At 71.7% G+C, this 15,518-nt stretch carries 15 protein-coding genes; 7 read left to right on the top strand and 8 right to left on the bottom strand.

All coding sequences use genetic code 11. The features are described from left to right. The first annotated feature begins 131 nt into the window (after positions 1–131). The 3 genes from IEZ05_RS08765 to IEZ05_RS08755 all read left to right on the top strand — a co-directional run bounded on the left by IEZ05_RS08765 (position 132) and on the right by IEZ05_RS08755 (position 5,513). Complete coding sequence (locus IEZ05_RS08765; RefSeq protein WP_189229438.1) at positions 132–1,322, top strand: carboxylate-amine ligase; 1,191 nt, start codon at positions 132–134, stop codon at positions 1,320–1,322. Between the two features lie 148 nt (positions 1,323–1,470). Continuing rightward, on the top strand, positions 1,471–3,252 hold the full coding sequence (locus tag IEZ05_RS08760; RefSeq protein WP_189229437.1) for an N-acetylglutaminylglutamine amidotransferase: 1,782 nt from the start codon (positions 1,471–1,473) through the stop codon (positions 3,250–3,252). Then, positions 3,228–5,513, top strand: coding sequence for a prolyl oligopeptidase family serine peptidase (locus tag IEZ05_RS08755; RefSeq protein WP_229869619.1), 2,286 nt, complete (start codon positions 3,228–3,230; stop codon positions 5,511–5,513). The genes IEZ05_RS08760 and IEZ05_RS08755 overlap by 25 nt, the downstream gene beginning before the upstream one ends. Before the next feature lie 9 nt (positions 5,514–5,522). On the opposite strand, the gene IEZ05_RS08750 is transcribed toward IEZ05_RS08755, so the two are convergent. Beyond that, complete coding sequence (locus IEZ05_RS08750) at positions 5,523–6,008, bottom strand: NUDIX domain-containing protein (RefSeq protein ID WP_268255179.1); 486 nt, start codon at positions 6,006–6,008, stop codon at positions 5,523–5,525. A 244-nt stretch (positions 6,009–6,252) separates the two neighbouring features. On the opposite strand from IEZ05_RS08750, the gene IEZ05_RS08745 reads away from it, so the two are divergent. Continuing rightward, complete coding sequence (locus tag IEZ05_RS08745; RefSeq protein WP_189229813.1) at positions 6,253–8,298, top strand: TerD family protein; 2,046 nt, start codon at positions 6,253–6,255, stop codon at positions 8,296–8,298. 80 nt (positions 8,299–8,378) lie between these two features. Here the strand turns inward: IEZ05_RS08745 and IEZ05_RS08740 are convergent, their stop codons facing one another. Then, positions 8,379–8,834 (bottom strand): VOC family protein, encoded by a 456-nt coding sequence (locus tag IEZ05_RS08740; RefSeq protein WP_189229435.1) that lies wholly within the window; start codon positions 8,832–8,834, stop codon positions 8,379–8,381. 130 nt (positions 8,835–8,964) lie between these two features. Then, positions 8,965–9,750 (bottom strand): SDR family NAD(P)-dependent oxidoreductase, encoded by a 786-nt coding sequence (locus IEZ05_RS08735; RefSeq protein WP_189229434.1) that lies wholly within the window; start codon positions 9,748–9,750, stop codon positions 8,965–8,967. Positions 9,751–9,878: 128 nt separating this feature from the next. Here IEZ05_RS08735 and IEZ05_RS08730 point away from each other — a divergent pair, with 128 nt between their 5' ends. After that, positions 9,879–10,538, top strand: a complete 660-nt coding sequence (locus IEZ05_RS08730) for a TetR family transcriptional regulator (protein WP_189229433.1) — start codon at positions 9,879–9,881, stop codon at positions 10,536–10,538. A 48-nt stretch (positions 10,539–10,586) separates the two neighbouring features. On the opposite strand, the gene IEZ05_RS08725 is transcribed toward IEZ05_RS08730, so the two are convergent. Together IEZ05_RS08725 and IEZ05_RS08720 are read right to left on the bottom strand one after the other, a co-directional pair. Beyond that, on the bottom strand, positions 10,587–10,796 hold the full coding sequence (locus IEZ05_RS08725; protein ID WP_189229432.1) for a hypothetical protein: 210 nt from the start codon (positions 10,794–10,796) through the stop codon (positions 10,587–10,589). Between the two features lie 26 nt (positions 10,797–10,822). Further along, the gene (locus IEZ05_RS08720) at positions 10,823–11,944 is read right to left on the bottom strand and encodes an Lrp/AsnC family transcriptional regulator (protein ID WP_229869617.1); all 1,122 of its coding nucleotides are present in this window, start codon (positions 11,942–11,944) and stop codon (positions 10,823–10,825) included. Between the two features lie 360 nt (positions 11,945–12,304). On the opposite strand from IEZ05_RS08720, the gene IEZ05_RS08715 reads away from it, so the two are divergent. Beyond that, positions 12,305–13,015, top strand: a complete 711-nt coding sequence (locus IEZ05_RS08715) for a peptidase dimerization domain-containing protein (protein WP_189229430.1) — start codon at positions 12,305–12,307, stop codon at positions 13,013–13,015. Between the two features lie 136 nt (positions 13,016–13,151). Here the strand turns inward: IEZ05_RS08715 and infA are convergent, their stop codons facing one another. Both infA and IEZ05_RS08705 read right to left on the bottom strand, forming a co-directional pair. Next, a complete protein-coding gene (gene infA / locus IEZ05_RS08710; RefSeq protein ID WP_189229429.1) occupies positions 13,152–13,376 on the bottom strand; it encodes a translation initiation factor IF-1 in 225 nt (74 codons plus the stop codon). Then, entirely contained in the window at positions 13,373–14,164 is a 792-nt protein-coding gene (locus IEZ05_RS08705) for a GNAT family N-acetyltransferase (protein WP_189229428.1), read from the bottom strand. The genes infA and IEZ05_RS08705 overlap by 4 nt, the downstream gene beginning before the upstream one ends. Positions 14,165–14,743: 579 nt before the next feature. Here IEZ05_RS08705 and IEZ05_RS08700 point away from each other — a divergent pair. Beyond that, on the top strand, positions 14,744–14,881 hold the full coding sequence (locus IEZ05_RS08700) for a hypothetical protein (protein ID WP_189229427.1): 138 nt from the start codon (positions 14,744–14,746) through the stop codon (positions 14,879–14,881). 129 nt (positions 14,882–15,010) lie between these two features. Here the strand turns inward: IEZ05_RS08700 and IEZ05_RS08695 are convergent, their stop codons facing one another. Continuing rightward, positions 15,011–15,331 (bottom strand): GYD domain-containing protein, encoded by a 321-nt coding sequence (locus IEZ05_RS08695; RefSeq protein WP_189229426.1) that lies wholly within the window; start codon positions 15,329–15,331, stop codon positions 15,011–15,013. Positions 15,332–15,518: the final 187 nt, after the last annotated feature.

The following is a 15,518-nucleotide window of genomic DNA, read 5'->3' as shown; positions in this document are numbered from 1 at the left end:
CGGGGACGAGCGCGAACGTCTATAAGCGACGCGAGTGGGAACTCCGAGTGGCACAGCTGGCCGCCTTTCGGCTCCGGCCGGGTCCCTTCCCGACGGCGGCGACCAGGTGTCGGTCGTCACGAGGAGGCGTCGTGACCGTTCGCATCGGCGTGGAAGAGGAGTTCCATCTCGTGCAGGTGGAGACGGGCCTGCTGGCGGCACGGGCCGACGCGGTACTGGACGGCCTCCCCGAACAGACCTTCACGACCGAGTTGCAGCAGTCGGCCGTGGAGACCAACAGTGCGGTGCACACGTCTCTGGACGGTCTGTACGACGACTTGACCGGCACCAGACGGACCCTGGACACGGCGGCCTCCGCTCATGGGCTGGCCGTGGTGGCCGCGGGCACGGTCCCCCTGGGCCGCCCCGGGGACACGCCTCCCACCGACGGAGTCCGCTACCGCCGCATGGCCGACGAGTACCGGATGGTCGCCGACGAGCAGTTGATCTGCGGAGCACACGTCCACGTCGACGTCCCCGACCGCGACACCGCGGTACGGGTCATGTGCGAGGTGTCACCGTGGCTGCCCGTGCTGCTCGCCCTCTCGGCGAGTTCCCCGTTCTGGGTGGGCGCCGACACCGGTTACGCGAGCTGGCGCACGATGCTGTGGCAGCGGTGGCCCACCGCGGGACCGATCGGCTGTTTCGCCGACGCCGCCGCGTACGACGCCGCCGTGCGCAGCCTCGTCGGCTCGGGCGTGATCAGCGACCCGGGGATGATCTACTACGACATCCGTCCCTCGGACCATCAGCGGACCCTCGAACTGCGCATCTGCGACTCCTGTCCGCGTGCGGAGACGGTCGTGCTGGTTGCGGGACTTTTCCGGGCCCTGGTGACCGAAGCACGTCAGCGACTGGAGAGCCCGGCCGCTCCCCGCTGCCGGGGCCGGCACGAGTGGCTGCGTGCCGCCACCTGGCGGGCGGCCAGGTCCGGCCTCGAAGGGAGCCTGGTCGATCCGGACACGGGCCACGAGGCGTCCGCGGCCCACGTCGTCCACGGCCTGCTGAACAAGCTGCGCCCGGTGCTCACGGCGAACGGCGACTGGGGGACCGTTCAGGCGCTCGCGGAGCAGGCTCTGACGGACGGCAGCGCTGCCCGCCGCCTGCGTCGCGTCGCCGAGACGGACGTCCTTCTGGCCTGCACGGACCTGCTGATCGCCGAGACCCGGGGCGGCGGCCGAGGCAGCCACCGGCCTGCTCAGCGACTGGCCGGGCGCATATCGCCCGGCCAGGTGAGCGCCGATGCTCCCCTCGCCCGGCCGGCCAGGACACCCGGCCGTTGACACGGACACACCGCAGGGACGGACTCCCACCCCCACCGAGAAGGAGACACGGACACATGTCGACCAGCCTGGCCCAGGTTCCGACGGTCGCGACCGAGCAGAGGCCATGGACGCGGACCGCCGACGAGCAGCGGGGAGGTGGTGCGTGATGTGCGGCCTCAGCGGGGAAATACGCTTCGACGGCAGGCGGCCCGATCTGGCGGCCGTGCGGCGCATGAGCGACCGCCTGGCTGCCCGGGGACCCGACGGTCACGGGCTCTGGTCGCAGGGCGCGGTGGCGCTGGCCCATCAGCGACTGAAGATCATCGACCTGTCCGACCAGGGGGCGCAGCCGATGACGGACGCCGACCAGGAGGTGACCGGCGTCTTCAACGGCTGCATCTACAACTACCAGGACCTGCGCGAGGAGTTGCTGGGGCTCGGTCACCGGTTCCGGTCGACCTCCGACACCGAGGTCGTCCTCGCGGCGTACCGGCAGTGGGGCACCGCCTGCGTCGACCGCTTCCGTGGCATGTTCGCCTTCGCGGTCGTCGAACACCGCACCGGCCGGCTGGTCCTGGGCCGTGACCGGCTCGGCATCAAGCCGCTGTACGTGGCGCGGACGCCCGGACGGCTGCGGTTCGCCTCGTCGCTTCCGGCCCTGCTCGCGGGCGGGGAGGTCGACACCTCGCTGGATCCGGCCGCCGTCCACCAGTACCTGAGCTGGCACGCCACCGTGGCGGCGCCCCGTACCGTACTGGCCGGCGTGCGCAAGCTCCCTCCCGCCACCGTGCGCGTGGTCGAAGCGGACGGCAGGCAGCGGGACCACCGTTATTGGCAGCCGTCGTACACCCGCCGCCCCGAGTACCGGGACATGAGTCCGAGCGAATGGCGTGACGCGGTCCTCGACGCGCTGCGCACCGCCGTACGCCGCAGGATGGTCGCCGACGTGCCCGTGGGTGTGCTGCTGTCGGGCGGTCTCGACTCCAGTCTGATCGTGGCGCTGCTCTCCGACGAGGGGCAGCGGCACCTGGCGACGTTCAGCGTGGGCTTCGAGTCGGAAGGCGGCGCCGAGGGGAACGAGTTCCGGTACTCCGACCTGGTCGCCGGCGAGTTCGCCACCGATCACCATCAGCTGATGGTCCCCTCCGAGCGGGTGTCGACGGCCCTGGACGGGGCGGTCGCGGCGATGAGCGAGCCGATGATCAGCCATGACGTCGTCGCGTTCCATCTGCTGTCCGAGCAGGTGGCGAAGGACGTGAAGGTCGTCCAGAGCGGGCAGGGGGCCGACGAGGTGTTCGCGGGCTACCACTGGTACCCGGACCTGGCCTCCGTCGCCCGTGAGGACGAACCCGACCGGTACGCCGAGACGTACTTCGACCGGTCGCACGCCGATCTCGCCCGGATCCTGCAGCCGGACATGCTTCCTGCGGACGACGTCTCCGGCCGTTTCGTGCGGGAACACATGGCCGTGCCGGGCGCGGAGACCGCGCTGGACGCGGCGCTGCGACTGGACACCCACGTCATGCTCGTGGACGACCCGGTGAAACGGGTCGACAACATGACCATGGACTGGGGCCTGGAGGCGCGGGTGCCCTTCCTGGACCACGAGCTCGTGGAGCTGGCCGCGGCCTGCCCGCCGGAGCTCAAGCTGGCCGACGGCGGCAAGGGGGTCCTGAAGGAGGCGGGCCGCAAACTGCTGCCTCAGGAGGTGGTGGACCGCCCGAAGGGGTACTTCCCGGTCCCGGCGATCACTCACATGGCCGGCCCCGTCCTGGACCGCGTCCGTGAAGCCCTGGCGGCCCCGGAGGCGAAGCGGCGCGGACTGTTCCAGGAGTCGTACCTCGCCGAGCTCCTGGCGGCTCCCGACGCACACCGCACGAAGCGCGGGGCCAACGCCCTGTGGCAAGTGGCTCTGCTGGAAATATGGCTGCAGACGCACGGGATATGACCCGCGAGCGCGCCCCGTACGGTGGCGACGGCATCGGCGCGGCGCCCGCCGCGTGGACCGACGCGGCCCGGGCGGCGCCGGGCGCCGCGGCGCGGCCGGCACAGGACGGCGCCCCCCGGCCGCCCCACGGCACCGACCCGGCGGGCCGGGACGCGGGCGACCGAGGTTCCCCGCACGCCGCCCCCGCCCGGGTTCAGCTGCCCGACGCCTCCGGGCCCCGTGACGCCACGACACGGCTCACCGCTCACGGCTGCTGGTACCCCTCGGCGGACCCGGCCGGCACGCGGGTGGCGTTCATCTGCGACCGCGGGGGTGTGCCCCAGTTGTGGACCGGCCCCGTCGACGGCGACGAGGTGCGGCTGCTCGACTCCGGGCCGGACCCCGTCCGGGAGGTGTCCTGGTCGCCCGACGGCCGCTGGATCGCCTACACCACGGCTCCCGGCGGCGGCGAGCACCTGCGGGTGCTGTGTGTCCGTCCCGACGGTTCCGGCCGCCGCATCCTGGCGGGAGCCGAACCCGGCACCTCGGCCTACCTGGGCTGCTGGGCCCATGACGGGTCGGCCGTCGCCGTCACGGTGGCCGTACCGGCGGTCGCGCCCGTCGCCCAGGACTCGGCCGGCCTCGCGGACGAAGCCGGCGGGCACGTCGGCCGGCTCCCGACCGTGGGCTGGTCCGGCCGGGAGGGTGAAGCCGTGCTTCTCGGCACCACGGCGGTCACCGGCGAGGAGTCGGGGTGGGCGGCTCACACCGTCCGGGCCGAGGCAACGGCGTCCACCCGGGCGCCCGTGACGTCCGGCTTCGGTGACGGACTGTCCGCCTACCTGATCGACCCCGACGGGTCCGCCGCGCCGGTCCTCCTCGCCACCGAGACGGATGCGGCGACCCTGCGCGTGTGCGATCTGAGCCCCGACGGCCGGCTCGCCCTGGTGCGCCGCGGCCCCCGCGGACGACGCGAGGCGGTGGTCGTCCGTACCGCCGACCTCGCCACCACCTACGTCGTTCCGGTGGCCGACGGCGATCCCTGGATCGGCAGGTTCTCCCCCCAGGCGGACACCGTCTGGCTGCGAAGCGACGCCGACCGGGAGTTCGCGGCGCTGATCGCCGCCGGCCTCGACGACCGGGGCGGCCCGCGGGGGTGGTCCGTCGCGGCCGAGCGCGAGGGCAGTGACCTCGAACTGCTGCAGTTCGCCCAGGACGGCCGCACCGCCGTGCTCACCTGGAACATGCTCGGCGCGAGCGAAGTGGAGATCGTCGACACCTTCCCGTCCGGTACGGCCGGGGCCGTCATCGGGCCGCCCCATCCCGTGCCCCTGCCGCACGAAGTGGTCACCCGGATCGTGCCGATGGGCCCGGGGAGACTGACGCTGGCCCTGTCGGGCTCACAGCGCCGCCCCGGCGTGTGGCGGCTTGCCGAGGGCGTGTCCCTGCTGCGTACCCCGTGGTCGTCCAGGGACGAGGACGCCGTTCCCCCGGGCCGCCCGCCCGTGCGACCGGTTCCGCTGAGCCTGACGGCGCGCGACGGGCTGAGCCTGAGCGGCTGGTACTACCGTGCGCCGGGTCGCGGCCCGGCGCAGCCGGCACCCTGCGTGATCCACCTGCATGGCGGTCCGGAGGAGCAGGAACGCCCCGTCTTCAACCCCCTCTACCACGAGATCCTGGGGCGAGGGATCGACATCTTCGCGCCCGACGTCCGCGGTTCCTCCGGCCACGGGAGGTCGTTCGTCGACGCCGACCTGGGCGCGGGCCGGTTCGCCGCGCTCGACGACATCGCGGACTGCGCCGCCCACGCCGTACTGGCCGGACCGGCCGATCCGTCACGGCTGGCCGTCATGGGCCGTTCGTACGGCGGCTACCTCACCTTCGCGTCGCTCGTCCGGCACCCCGATCTGTTCCGTACCGGGGTGGCGGTCTGTGGCATGTCGGACTTCGCGACGTTCTTCGAGGGCACCGAACCCTGGATCGCGCAGTCCGCGGCGCACAAGTACGGCCATCCCGAACGCGACCGCGAACTGCTGCGCTCGCTCTCGCCCATGAGCCGGATCGACGCACTGCGCGTTCCCGTGCTCGCCGTGCACGGGGAACACGACACCAACGTCCCGCCGGGTGAGTCGGAGCAGTTCGTCAGGGCCGCACGCGAACGCGGCCATGTCGCCGAACTGCTCACCCTGCGCGACGAGGGTCACGACTTCCTGCGCGCGGACAACCGGCGCCTGTTCCGCCGCACGGCAGCGGACTGGCTGCAACGTCACCTGCACGGCTGACCAGCCGTCTCAGCCGGGCACGGGACCTGAGGGCCAGGAGGTGCAGCTGAGGGCTCCCGTGCGCCAAGGACCGTCCGGGACGAGGGCGGCGAGCACCGTCAGCAACCCGGGCGGCTCCAAGCGGTGCGGCAGCAGGTCCAGTTCGGACCACAACACCCACTGATACGAGTCCAGACCGACCTGCTCGTCGGGGAGCAGTCCGGTCCGCACCGGCGGAGGCTGTTCCTCGGCGAAACGCGCCACGAAGAAGTCCTCCGAACCGACGAACCTCATCCCCTTCCACCGCACGTCCCGCTCGACAGGAACGGACCGTTCCAGAACCGCCGCCGGGTCCAGTGCGGTCTCCTCGGCCAGTTCGCGCCGTGCCGCTTCGAGCGGCGTCTCACCGGCCTCGACGCCACCCCCAGGTGGCTCCCACAGCAGCGTCCCGTCGACCGGGTCACGCCAGCGAAGCAGTAGCACACGACCGGCGGGATCCAAGCAGACCACCCGCACAGCGGATCGATGCCTCGTCGTCACGACCGTGCCACTAGCCGTACGGGGAGTGCGCTCCCGTCATGACGTCCCGTCAATGTCCGTCTCTCAAGGGGCACTCGACTTCACGAGATCTCCACGACCGAGCCTTTGTGCGTACTACAGTTATCTGCGCGCGACTCGTCATCTTGTGTCGCGCAAGGGGACGGATGGGGCGGAGCATTCCGCATGCCCGAGGTGCGCCGTTGGGGGCTTTGTGCAGGAAATGATCAAGGGTTCGAACGTGGCCCTGACGGACTTGAGCGACAATGTCGGTTCGGTGATCGTCAGTCTGGGCTGGGTCAGCCCTACCGGTGAGGGCGACGCGGATGTGTCGGTCCTGCTCCTGGACGCGAACGGCAAGGTGCGCAGCGACAGCGACTTCTACTTCTACAACCACCCGGTGGCCGCCGACGGGAGCGTGCAGCTTCTGGGCAAGACGCCGACGGCGGACGGCAGCGAGGACCGGATCAGCTTCGACCTCACCGCGGTGCCGTCCGAGATCGATCGGATCGTCGTCGCTGCGAGCCGGTACGAGGGAGCCCGCTTCGGTGAACTCGAGGACGTGAAGATCACGCTGGCCGACGGAGTCGGCGAAAACCTCCTGCGGTTCGCCGTCGACGACGCCGACTCGGTGACGGCCGTCATCTTCGGCGAGTTGTACAGGCGGGCAGACGCGTGGAAGTTCCGTGCCGTCGGTCAGGGCTACGAAACCGGTCTGGCGGGGCTGGCGACGGACTTCGGGGTGGATATCGAGGACGACGCGGCCACGGAGGCGGAAGGAGCCCTCGACGGCACCGAAGGCGACGAGCAGCCGGATGCCACGGAGCCGACGCCGGTCGCGGAGCCGGACCGGTCGGCCACGCTGGACACCATCCCAGCTCCCCGTCGTGCTGAAGGCGAGACCGCGGAGCCGCCGAAGAAGCAGGCCTCTCGCCCCCGTACTGCCAAGAAGAAGGTCACCCTCCCCAAGACGGTCAAGAAGACCCTGGCGGAGAACGACTCCTGGAGGCCGGCCCGGCTCTTCCCGCTCTCGGCGCTCAAGAGCGACCGGGACCGTGAGATGCGTGCCACCTCGGTGCTGCTGTCGGTGATGGCGCAGGTGCCGGAGTTCAGCAGGAGGCTCACCGCCGGATTCGGGGCGCCAGCGGGTCGGATGGAGACGTTCACGGAGGTCTCCCTGCCCCACGGTGACAGTCCGCGGCGCCCGGACGGCGTGATCCGCGTGGAGCGGGCGGGCAAGTTGTGGACCGCGCTGGTCGAGACGAAGACCAACGGCAACGCCCTCAAGGCGGAGCAGGTGCAGGCCTACATGGACATCGCCGCACGCCGCGGCTACGAGGCCGTGATCACGTTGACGAACGACGTCGCGCTGGAAGGAAGCCCACTCGTCGACGTCAAGATCGACAAGCGGCGCAAGCACAAGGTGGCCCTCTGGCATCTTTCCTGGGCAGAAGTCGCCCACCAGGCGCAGATGCTCATCCGGCACGAGGGAGTGAGCAACGCGGCGCACGCCTGGCTTCTCCAGGAACTGCTGCACTACCTGCAGCACGAGAACTCCGGCTGCCACGGCTTTCAGAACATGGGCCCCGCCTGGGTTCCCGTGCGCAACGGAATCGACGACGAGACCCTCTGCCAAGGCGACGCACGCGCGCTCGAGGTGGTCGAGAGCTGGGAGAGGCTCGTCCGCCAGGTCTGCCTCAGACTGGGCGGCGAGCTCGGGCAGAAGGTACTTCCCGTCCAGCGCGCCAAGCGCGGGACCGACCCCAAGGAACGCCGGAACCGCCTCGCCGACCAACTGTGCCTCGACGGACGACTCCATGCGGAGCTGCGCATCGACGGCACCCCCGGCGTCCTGGCCATCATCGCCGACCTGCGCACCGGCAAGGTGCGCACCTCCATCGACATCCCGGCGCCCGAGCAAGGCTATCCATTGAGCTGGGCCAAGCGACTCGTCCGGCGCCTGGCCGAGGCGCCGGCCGACCTGCACATCGAAACGCTCGTCGACAGCGAGGCCGGAGGCCCACGCGGAACACTGGAGCGGCTCCGCCCCGAACCGGCGGACCTGCTCCCGAGGGACAACGACACCCGGATCACCGGCTTCCGGCTGTCCTTGTTCAAGGGCATGGGGAGCGGCCGCGGTAACGCCGAGTCCGGTTTCATCCGCAGCGTCGACGACGCGGTGCACCGTTTCCACACCAGCGTCGTGGTCCACCTGGACGCTCCGGCAGCGCGCCGGGCATCGTCCAGGGAACGCGCGGCCACGGGCTGACACCTGGCCGACGCTGGAACGCGCAGGTGGCCTCGGCCGGGAGCGGCCTCACCGGCGGATTGTCCGGGGCGCCGCGTGCGCTACGTGGTGTCCGTCGGTGGGTCGGCGAAGATGCCGTTCAGCATGCCTGTGGCCTGGCCTACTTCGATGAGGTAGCCGTCCGGGTCCCGCAGGTAGCAGCGCAGCTCCGCCTTCCTGTCGAGGGGCTCGGTGAGGAAGCGCGCGCCCTTGGCGGTGGCGGCGGCGTGGAAGGCGGCGATGTCGGCCACGCGGACGTTGAGGAAGCTGGAGACCGTGTCCTCGGTGGACGGCGGCTCCAGGGTGACGCCGGGTTTGTCGGGGGTCGGGCCGCCGCCCGGGTTCATGATGATCCAGCTGTTGGCGACCTTGACGATGGCCGGGTTCTCTTCGAGTACGACTTCCCCACCGAGGATCTCGGCGTAGTAGCGCCGCGAGACGGCGACATCGCGGACGGTGAGGAAGTGGGTGAGGATCAGCCCGTGTTCGGGCGCGGGCAGGTTGCCCCGTGTCGTCATCGCGGCGTCCTTCCGGGCGGCCCCCCTCGTCGTTCCGGCCGAGTGACCCGTTTCGCCGTGTGTAGGCATGGGTGCACCGGTGCCAGCCGGCGACGAGGGGAGGGGGACGGCCCGCGGCGCTCGCGATCGCTCAGAAGTGGGTTCCGCCGTCGATGCGTATTTCGGTGCCGGTGATGAACGCGCCGTCCTCGGAGGCGAGCATGGCGACGACGCCTGCCACGGCCTCCGGTCCGGCGAATCCGTCCCCGAGCGCGGGAGACAGCTTGGCGAACAGGCTCCAGTCGGTGTCCTCGGGCAGGCCGGGGCCCTGGCTCTGCCGGCTCTCGCCCGACCCGTCGGTCATGCCGGAGGAGATGGAGCCGGGCTGCACGGCGGTGAACCGGATGCCCTGCTTGCCGTACTCGGCCGCCAGCGCGTGGGTCATGGACTGGATGCCGCCCTTGCTCGCCGCGTAGGCCGCCATGTACGGGTGGGCGAACATCGCCGAGGTCGAGCTGAAGTTGACGACGGCCGGGGCGTTGCCGTCCAGCAGCGCCGGGATCGCTTCGCGGATCATCAGGAACGTGCCGGTCAGGTTGACCGAGATGACGCGGGTGAAGTCGGCGAGGGACGTGGCGTGCGTGTGCGAGGAACGCAGGATGCCGGCCGCGTTGACCAGGACGTCGAGGCCGCCGAGGGCTTCGAGGGCGGAGGCGACACCGGTGCGTACGGACGCCTCGTCGGAGATGTCCAGGGGCAGTGTGGTCAGCCGCTCGGCGTCGGTGCCCGCCTTGGCGTACGTGTCCTTCAGCCCCGTCTCGCTCACGTCCGCGGCCACCACCTCGCCGCCTTCGGCCAGGAGGCGCAGCACGGTGGCCTGGCCGATGCCCGAGCCGCCGCCGGTGATCAGCGCGCGACGTCCTTGAAAGCGGTTCATGGGGTTCTCCCTCTGGTGCGTGTGCTGCCGCGGCGTCGCCGGGCGATGTCCACCGTACGCCTTAGTGGCACGTTTTGACACAGCGGCGTGACGTGCCTGAGGGAGGTGTGGCCGCGTACGCTTCATCCATGAACCAGTCCCGGCCGGCCCGCTCCGCCTCGACCTCCTCGCTGACCGAGCGCCGCAAGGCGGCGACGCAGCTGGACATCGCCCGTGCCGCGGCCGAGCTGTTCACCGAGAAGGGGCCCGACGGCACGACGGCGGAAGAGATCGCGGACCGGGCGGGCGTCGCCCTGCGCACGTTCTACCGGTACTTCCGCAGCAAGCAGGACGCGGTCGGACCACTGCTGTCGTCCGGCGGGGACTACTGGCGGGCCCTGCTCGCCGAGTCCGGTGCGCAGGTGGCGCTCGCGCAGGCCCTGGAGTCCGCGGCGGTCGCGTCCCTGTCTCCCCCGGGGCCCGCGACGGAGGACGAAGGGCTGCGCTGGACCCGCGGGCTGCTGCGGGCGGCCCGGAACGACCCCGCGCTGCGAGCGGTCTGGTACCGGGTGAATCAGGAGTCGGAGGAGCAGCTGCTGCCGATCGTCACCCGCCTGGCGGGGCCGGATCCCGACCCCCTGGAGGTGCGGCTGGTCGCCGCCGCGGCGACCGACGCGATCCGCGTGGCACTGGAGACGTGGGCCCTGACGGACACGGAGGCTGCCGACACGGTCTCTCCGGCGGAGCTCGTGGTGCGATGCCTGCGGGAACTGACCGGTGGCCTGCGTCTGCTGACCGTCACGTCCTGACGCGGGGCGCTGCACGCGCCTGTGCCGCCCCCGAGGCGCATCGGCACCTCACGTCCGGACCGTCCATACCGCCGGGCCCCCGCCGCGCCACTCGATCAGGTCCGACGTCACCACGTCGATGTCCTCCAGCCCGACACGGCGGAGGAACTCCTCGACGTCCCGCAGGTCGTACGCCAGCCCCAGGATCTCCCCGTCCGCACGGACCCTGCGACCGCCGCTCGGCGACGGCCGCCCGACCACAACAAGACGCCTGGTCATGACTCCATGGTCCACCCATCCGGGCATCAGCGCAGCTCGTCCGCTCGGCCGGCGTCCCCTGGGCACGCCCCTCGGACACGTGCCTCGGCCGCCGTGATCGGCACGTGGCCGCGGGCCCGGCCGTCCTCGTCCAGCAGCCGGCCCATGCGTTTGACGGTGCGCAGAGTGATGTTCCGCTCGCTGATCCGCAGGCCGGGGTGCCGGCGCAGCATCCGCTCCTCCAGGGCGTCGCAGTCCCCGGGCGAGCGCAGCCACACGGACAGCAGCAGATTGTCCGAGCCCGTCACGGACGAGCACAGCCGGGTCTCGGGCAGTGCGGCCAGCGCTCTCGCCGTCGCCTCCGTCCCCGGGCCGGGGACCGTGATGCGGAAGGTGGCGATGACCGGCCAGCCGGCCAGGTGCTGGGTCAGGTCGCACCGGAAGTAGACCTCGCCGCCCGCGATCATGCGCCGCAGTCGCCGGCGCACCGTGGTCTCGGTCAGGTCGCACACGCGGGCGAGCTCCGCGTGGCCCCGGCGGGCGTCGACGCCGAGGGCCAGCAGCAGTCTGCGGTCGCTCTCGTGCGGCCCGGTGCGCGGCCCCGGACGGCGAGGGGCCGTGCCCCCGCCGCCGAGGTCCGAGCGCTGCCGTGCGTTGAGGGTGTGCACGAGCCAGCCGCTGCCCTCCCGGTGCACCACGGTGCAGACACTCAGCCGCACCGAGCGCACGCCGGGCAGGCCGCCCAGCTGCCGGACGGCGAAGTCGTCCAGGGACGGCAGGTCGCGGGCGGCCACGCCGAGGAACAACGGGTGTTCCCCCGTGGTGCGTTCCAGGCTGAACACCGGTCCCCAGGACTGCAGCCGCCTGGTCAGCGGGTCCACGGCGCCCGCGTCACAGGCGAGGTCCACATAGCCGATCACCGAGGTGTGCTGCGCCGGATACGCCGTCATCCAGGCCGCGCCGCTGTCGGTGAGCCGCCGCCAGCGGCGCGCCGCGGTGGTGGCGTCGATGCCGATGACCGCGCCGATCCGGGACCAGGGTGCCCGTGGGTCCAGCTGGAGGGCCTCGACCAACGCCAGATCGGTTTCGCTCAGTTCGGTGATCCCGTCGGCGAGGGTGGCGGGCCCGGCGCCGCCGGGCAGCGTGGGGGCGGTGTCGGTGGACAGCACGCGCGCCATGATGTCAGCGCGGACGGCGCGACTGAAGACCGTCGCGCCCGGCACCGGCCGCCGCGGCCGCCGGGCGGTGGTGGTGCCGATCCGGCGGTTTCCGGCGCCGCGGCCCCTCGGCTGCCGGATTCCTGCGATGTGGCGGTGGTGAACGGCGGCCGGTGCAGGGTGTGCGCCAAGCGTCGCCTCAGGGAGCGGGAGGCCCTCCTGTGCACCGGACCACTCGGACCACCGCGGTCCTGCTCTTCGTCGCCTGGGCCGTCGATTACATCGACCGTCAGGTGATCAATCTGGCTCTGCCGTCGCCAGCACGTGGGCCCGCTCCCCGCCGGTGTGGTGATCACGAGGCCGGGCACCGTCATGGCGGCTGCGGACAGTATCGACGTCACGCTGCACGGTGCGGGCGCGCACGCGTCCGCCCCCCACCTCGCCACCGATCCCGTCGTGATGGCGGCTGCGGTGGTCATGCGGTTGCAGACCCTCTCGGCCCGGATGGCACCGCTGTCGCCGTCGCCTGTCCTGACCGTCGGTGCCGTCCACTCCGGAACCGTGCCCAACGTCATTCCGCACGTCGCGGAACTGCGGTGCAGCCTGCGGACGTTCGACGAGCAGACGCGCGAGCAGGCCCTGGCCGACCTCGGGCGCATCGTCCGCGCGGAGGCGGACGCCCAGGGCGCCACCCGGGCACCGGACGTGAGGACCTACGACTCCTTCCCGTTGACGGTCAACGACGCGGACGCCACCGCGCGCGTCCTGGCGGCCCTCGGCGACGAGGGGGTCCTGACCCGAGTCCTGCCCGCCCCGCTCTCCGCCAGCGAGGATTTCGGCCGGTTCGCGGCGGCGGCCGGCTGCCCGTCGGTCATGTTCCACTTCGGCGGTACCGCTCCGGAGGACTTCGGCGCGGAGGCCGTCGCCGCCCTGGAACGCGGCACGCTCCCGCCGGGCACCGTCATGAACCACTCCCCGCGCTACGCGCCGTCCGACCGCCACGCCGTCGCCTCCGGCGCACGCCACCTCCTGACCGTCGCCGGTTCGTGGCTGCTTCGGCCTGGCGACCCGGCGGGTACCTGAGGGCAGCGGTCCGCGACGGACGCCTGCCCGGTCTCCCGGCGGGAGCGGGTGGTGCGAGCCGCCGTCGGGGCCCCGGGCACGGTAACGCCGTGACCGGGGCCCCGGGTGTCAGCTGCGGCGGACGGGGCGATCTGCGTCAGTTCCGGTACCGGAACACGATCCGGCCGCGTGTCAGGTCGTACGGCGGGATCTCCACCAGTACCCGGTCTTCCAGCATGATCTTGATGTAGTTCTTGCGGATCTTCCCGCTGATGTGGGCGAGCACCTGGTGGCCGTTCTCGAGCTCCACGGTGAACATGGCGCTGCGCAGGCACTCGACGACCTTGCCCTCGACTTCGACGACGTTCCTGTTCTTCGTCATCGCACCAGTTCCAGGTTGCTGCCCATGAGCCGGGCACCGATGCCCTCGAACAGCGCCACGGCCGCTTCGTTCGACTCCTGGACTTCGGTCCAGGCCGAGCCGAACCCGGAGCGGTGCAGCGTCTCCAGCGCGTGGGCCGTCAGCGCCCGCGCGATGCCGCGGCGCTGCTCGCCGGCCCGGACGGCGAGCAGCCCGATGCGCGGCCGGATCGGGATCACCACCCGGATCAGCCCCAGGTAGCGGTCCGGCGCCGCGGCCACCGCGTACTTCGACGGATCGACGACGGTGTCGCCTTCGGGCCGGGGAATCACCTCCGCGGGCATCGACTGCCACCCGACGGTCGCCTCGACTTCTTCCCGGACCGCGCGGTCCAGCGCCCGCAGCAGACGCTCGTCCGCCTGACCGGCCGGGACGATCGTCACACCCGAAGGCGGCAGGGCTGCCTCGAGCCCCGTGACCTGCGGGTCGGTCGGCACGACGTACTCCCCTTCGCGGCGCCGGATCGTGAATCCGGCCCGCTGCCAGCGTGCCGTGAGCTCGACGTCGGCCTCGTCGACCACCGTGTACAGCGGCGCGGGCAATTGTGCCGACATCGTCTCGGCGAGCCGGTCGAAGACGGTTTCGTGCCAGGCGTCGATGCTGACGAACAACCGTCCGTCGGGTCGGCGCCCCGCATGTCCCCGGCCGACCACCAGGTCGTCGTCCAGCGCGTGCCATTGCCCGTCCGCGACGCGTGTGATCAGCACCGCGTTGTCGCTCGGGCCGGACGTGAAAGGCTTCGTGTCCATCGGAGTCTCCCTCCAGGAGTGCCTCGATCTCAGGCGCTCCTGGCGGCACCGAACGTCAGCCGCCGGACCGTGACGGGTCGAGGGAGCACCCACGGGTAACTGCGTTCACGGGGTCACCTCCTACGACGACTTCACGGTCCATCACGAAAGTAGCAGCGGGACACCGCCTCGCTCGAACCATTTTCCGTGAGCGCGCAACGCGAACATGACCTTGCTACCCGAGGCGTCCACAGCAGACGAGTCCGCAGGCCATCCAGGGCCGGGACGCAGCCGTCCGGGGGCTTGGTCGACGACACACCCCGGGAAACTGAGCGCGACATGGGGCACAGCAGGATCATCTGAGGCAGAGAAGATCAGCGACGTCTATCCCGAATCAGCAGATCCTCAGGTGAGAGACCGCATCGTGCGTGTCACAGGCCCTGCTCCTGGTGAAGCGCGGTGCCCAGCCCCCGAATCGTCTACTTCTCCTGTTCCGTGCGGCGCCGCCCACGGCATCGGCCTACGCCTCTCGAGCACCGCGGTCCCGAGAGTGCGGACCGGGTCCTGGCCCCACGCCAGTACGCACGAGGGAGGTACGCGATGCGCCAGTGGAAGGGGTGGTACAGGTTCCGGAAGGGCTGTGTCGTCGTGGCGGCCGGCATGACGGCCGTGTACTGGACGCTGCGCACCGTGCAGGCCGGCATCGACCTGTACGGGTCCGTCCGCCCCTGGGTGTGACGGCCCGGGAAGCCGACGGGTGGCCGAGCAGTGGGGTCCGGGGCGGAAGCAACGCCCGGGAGGGGCCCCACTGAGCGGACGGCTCGACCCCGTGCGGGGTCGGAGCGGGTCCGGGGCGGTGGCGTGACGTCACGCGCCGGGGGCGCGGAAGCTGACCTGCCGACGGGCGGCCTCGTCGACCTCCTCGACAGTGAGGAGCGGCGTGGCACGGGTCTGCACGCCACCGCCGGCCTTGACGGCGAGACTGACGGCAGCCATGGAGACCGCGTCGGGGAAGTCGACGATGAGCACGGTGTCGGCCTCCCCGAAGGCGAAGTACATGGCCTCGACCTTCCCGCCGAGGCTGGTGACGACCTGGTCGACGGCGGCGCGCCGGCCGCTCGCGCCCTCTTGGAGGACGCCCTTCGAGCCCTCGGACGTGTAGGTGGCATGGATGAGGAACTTCGGCATGGGGGCGCTCCGTGACCATCGGATGTCGGTGTACAGGTGGCCTTCCCGCTGTCTCGTCGGCCGCCGGTCGGCGAGAGGCCGGATTCACCCGTTGGGAGCTGCCCACCCGGGCGGCGGACGCGCGGGCGGCGCGAATCCGCCGGGTGACCGGGCGCGGCGCGCCGGTCCGGCGGCCGGACAGCAGGGG

Source organism: Streptomyces flaveolus, assembly GCF_014648815.1.
In the GTDB taxonomy this organism is placed as follows: Bacteria; Actinomycetota; Actinomycetes; order Streptomycetales; family Streptomycetaceae; genus Streptomyces; species Streptomyces flaveolus.
Note: the sequence above shows the minus strand (reverse complement) of the source record. Positions and strands in the feature narration are given on the sequence as shown.